The following is a 3,447-nucleotide window of genomic DNA, read 5'->3' as shown; positions in this document are numbered from 1 at the left end:
CGGTGGCTGTGAATAGCCGGGATTCACTCCCGCCGTTAAGCGAAGCAGCCACCGTGCAGGTCCTGCGCCCTGTACAGTGTGTCCGGCGCTGACGGGTCCTTGTGTCACACAGGCGATGGCAAGGTCATGCCGGGCCGGTGGCTGTGAATAGCCGGGATTCACTTCCGCCGTTAAGCGAAGCAGCCACCGTGCAGGTCCTGCGCCCTGTACAGCGTATCCGGCGCAGACGGGTCCTTGTGTCACCCCATCATATTAAAAGGAGTGGAAGGCATGAATGCAGAAAGGATATACCCCCGCACCGGGGATACGCAGACCGTCTATCTGAAAAACGTGATAACAAAGCCCGGCATAGAAGTGGGCGATTACACCATATACAACGATTTCGTGCATGATCCCAGGGACTTTGAACGCAACAACGTGCTGTACCATTACCCCGTCAATCACGACAGGCTCATCATCGGCCGTTTTTGTTCCATTGCCTGCGGAGCGAAGTTTCTTTTCAACAGCGCCAACCACACCATTTCTTCCCTTTCCACCTATCCTTTTCCCATTTTTTACGAGGAATGGGGGCTGGATGTGGCGGACGTCGCCTCGGCGTGGGATAACAAGGGAGATATCCGCACAGGCAGCGATGTGTGGATAGGATATGAGGCCGTCATCCTTGCGGGCGTAACCATTGGCGACGGGGCCATTATCGGTTCCCGCGCGGTGGTGACGAAGGATGTGCCGCCCTACACCATAGCGGGTGGCGTTCCGGCACGGCCCATACGCTCCCGCTTTGCGGAAGAGGTGGTGCAGAGGCTTCTGGAGCTTCGCTGGTGGGACTGGCCCGAAGAACGTATCGCGGCAAACCTTGCGGCCCTGCGTTCGGGCGATGTGAAGCGCCTGAGCGCTGCCGCCGGAGCATAGCCTTTTCCGGGCGGAAAAGGGCCTGGGGCACGCGCTCCGGCGCGTGCCCTGCCGGAAGCTGTTTTTCCGCGCCGGGCCCGCCTGCTCATACGCCGTCCCGCAAGAACGTGCATGTTCCGCTTCTCAGCGGCTTCTGCGGTTGTGTTCGCTCTGGGAATAGAAGTCCTTTTTGGCGAGGTACATGTTCTTGTCCGCCTCGTTGATCTGTTCGTCGATATTGCAGGAGGGCGCGGAACGCCAGGAAAGGCCCACGGCCGTGCTGAGATTGTCTTGCGTCATGGTTTTTTCGGCCTCGGCCACATCGGCAAGGAAGGATTGTTCCTCCTTTTCCGTGTCGATGACGATGAACTCATCCCCACCTATGCGGTAGGCATTCTGGTCGAAGAAACGGCGCAGGTGCTGGGCGGCACGGTAGATGAACTCGTCCCCCGCAAGGTGCCCCTGGGTGTCGTTGATCTTTTTCAGGCCGTTCAGGTCAAAGTAGGCAATGCCCAGCCTCTCGGGCGGCTCCTTGGCCAGCTGATCGCATATCTGATTGAACTTGTTGCGGTTGTACAGACCGGTGGAAAGGTCTTCAAAGTGCATTTCCATGATGGATGCGGTCTGTTCCTCGATTTTCTTCTTCTGCGCCTCAAGCTGTTCCTGCATGTATCTGCGCGATTCCATGGATATCTTTTCAGGAAAGCCGATGTCGTCTTCCATCATTTCCGAGTACGGATTGGAAAGGTGTATGTGGCAGCAGCGGAGGCCCTTTTCCGTCCGGCGGAACACCGTGGTGATGCGCTGATGCACGCGCAGATAGATGCCGGAAGAGGGCAGGGTGCGTATCCACATCATGCCGGTGCATACATACGAGTCTTCCGAAGCGTTGATCACATCGTAGTGCTCGTCGGAAATTTCGCAGGGAGGAACCTTGTCTTTAAAGGCACGCAGGGTTTCCACCATTCTGTCCGCACCGACGATATACTCATGCTCGGCTGCGCCGAACCACAGAAAATTCTCGTCCATGTAGTCAAGAAAGGCTTCCGCACAGCTTTCACAGTAATGCTTGTGCAGAAAAAAGCTGGTTAATTCAGCGGCTTTCTTCTTGTTTTCTTCATTGCTGGAAGGTACGCATTCCATGTCTGAAACCCTGAGGCTTATCGTTTCTTTCATCATTGCCGATGCGTTGCACATAATCGTCCCTGTATCTTTTTCCGGGCGAAGTTTCCCGTGCAGGACAAAGACTTCTCAGGCGGGCCGCTCATGCTCCGTGCAGGAACAGAGAGAGCTTTTCGCTGTGAACGGCAGGATGGGAAAAGAAAACAGACGTATGCTATAAGCCTTCCTGCTTCTCTGCAAGGGAAAACTGCGAAAGAAAACTCTTTTTCCGTCCTTTTTCCCCCAAGCGGATTTTTCCCGGAACAGGGTCTGCCGCAGGAAAAAAGAGCGGCCGGAAGACCGTACGGCGCGCCTTCCCCCTTCAACGCTCCGCCCGGCAGGAAGAGCTGCGGCGGTACACTCCCATGTCGCGGAAACGGCGCGCCATCCGGCATATCCTGTCATTCTGCCGGAAGGTGGTAACAAAGTACACGTTTTGGACAAAAGGGGGAATAAGACGATGATGATATTTTTTATGTGAAAACTTCAAGACTTATAGAACGGCATATCAGGCGGGGATATCCGTGTACAGGCATGGCGGAAAAGTGTACTTTTTTGCCGGAAAACAGGATAACAATCCCGATTTTTCGCCTTGTTTCCTCTTTTTATGATGTATGAGGAAAAAGATACGTTCCATCAGGCGCATATTTTTTCGCTCAGAAAGAGAACAGGCATTTTTTCTGCCTGCTTCCGGAAGGTATCCTTCCCGCGTCTGCCGTCCGCCGCGCCCCATCGCAGAGAAGGCGCGGATGTCGGAACAGCGTGCATGTCGTCCTGCAGAAGCATGTTTCCTGCCGGAATGCGGAACGTGACATGATATTTTTTTATCTGTTATATCCGCACGACCGGAAAAATTTCCCCCCTCTGCAAAAGATTTCCTGTCGTATCTTTGTGAGATGTCATGCAAAAAAGAACGGTGAAAAATATCCTGCACCACTTTTTTCCCGAAGGAATGCCGATATGCGGACGTTGCCATTCCCGCGGGGAGCGGTTAAAGTGAAGTGTCACCTTGCCTTGGAACCGCCCGTAACTCTGTTTTTAGAATATTTTTCTATTCAAGTAAAGCAGAATTATAGGGCAAAACTTGAAAAATATTCCAAAGACCGTCCGTGTCTTTTTCCGTGTCGGATTCTGTCTGTCCGGTTGAAGAACCACGGGGCGGCGCTGGATATGGAAAGCCTGCCCTGTGAGCACGCTTGGAGAACGCATAAAATTAGCACGAGGAGCCTTTCGCAGGAGGCTTTTTCCCGGCAGATCGGCATCAGCAAGGGATCGCTCGGCTTTTATGAGCGGAACGAAAATCTGCCTAATGTCGATGTGATACTAGGTTCAGGACTCATTAAATATAAAAGATGACAATGGCAGCGAGACAAATGGCCGAAAAGAACGTGTGTGCAC

At 53.6% G+C, this 3,447-nt stretch carries 4 protein-coding genes; 2 read left to right on the top strand and 2 right to left on the bottom strand.

What is annotated here, in order from left to right:
• The first annotated feature begins 270 nt into the window (after positions 1-270).
• Positions 271-909 carry a CatB-related O-acetyltransferase gene (locus Q0K07_RS12980; RefSeq protein WP_294559782.1) on the top strand — a complete coding sequence of 213 codons (639 nt, stop codon included), beginning with the start codon at positions 271-273 and terminating at the stop codon, positions 907-909.
• 123 nt (positions 910-1,032) lie between these two features.
• Here the strand turns inward: Q0K07_RS12980 and Q0K07_RS12975 are convergent, their stop codons facing one another.
• Positions 1,033-2,031, bottom strand: a complete 999-nt coding sequence (locus Q0K07_RS12975) for a diguanylate cyclase (RefSeq protein WP_294559781.1) — start codon at positions 2,029-2,031, stop codon at positions 1,033-1,035.
• Between the two features lie 526 nt (positions 2,032-2,557).
• Positions 2,558-2,983: a hypothetical protein gene (locus Q0K07_RS12970; RefSeq protein WP_294559780.1), complete on the bottom strand. Its 426-nt coding sequence runs from the start codon at positions 2,981-2,983 to the stop codon at positions 2,558-2,560.
• Positions 2,984-3,009: 26 nt separating this feature from the next.
• Between Q0K07_RS12970 and Q0K07_RS12965 the strand changes: the two genes are divergently transcribed.
• Positions 3,010-3,405 (top strand): helix-turn-helix transcriptional regulator, encoded by a 396-nt coding sequence (locus tag Q0K07_RS12965; RefSeq protein WP_294559779.1) that lies wholly within the window; start codon positions 3,010-3,012, stop codon positions 3,403-3,405.
• The last annotated feature ends 42 nt before the right edge of the window (positions 3,406-3,447 follow it).

The organism is uncultured Mailhella sp. (genome assembly GCF_944324615.1).
Classification (GTDB): domain Bacteria; phylum Desulfobacterota; class Desulfovibrionia; order Desulfovibrionales; family Desulfovibrionaceae; genus Mailhella.
This window is presented reverse-complemented; position numbering and strand designations above follow the sequence as displayed.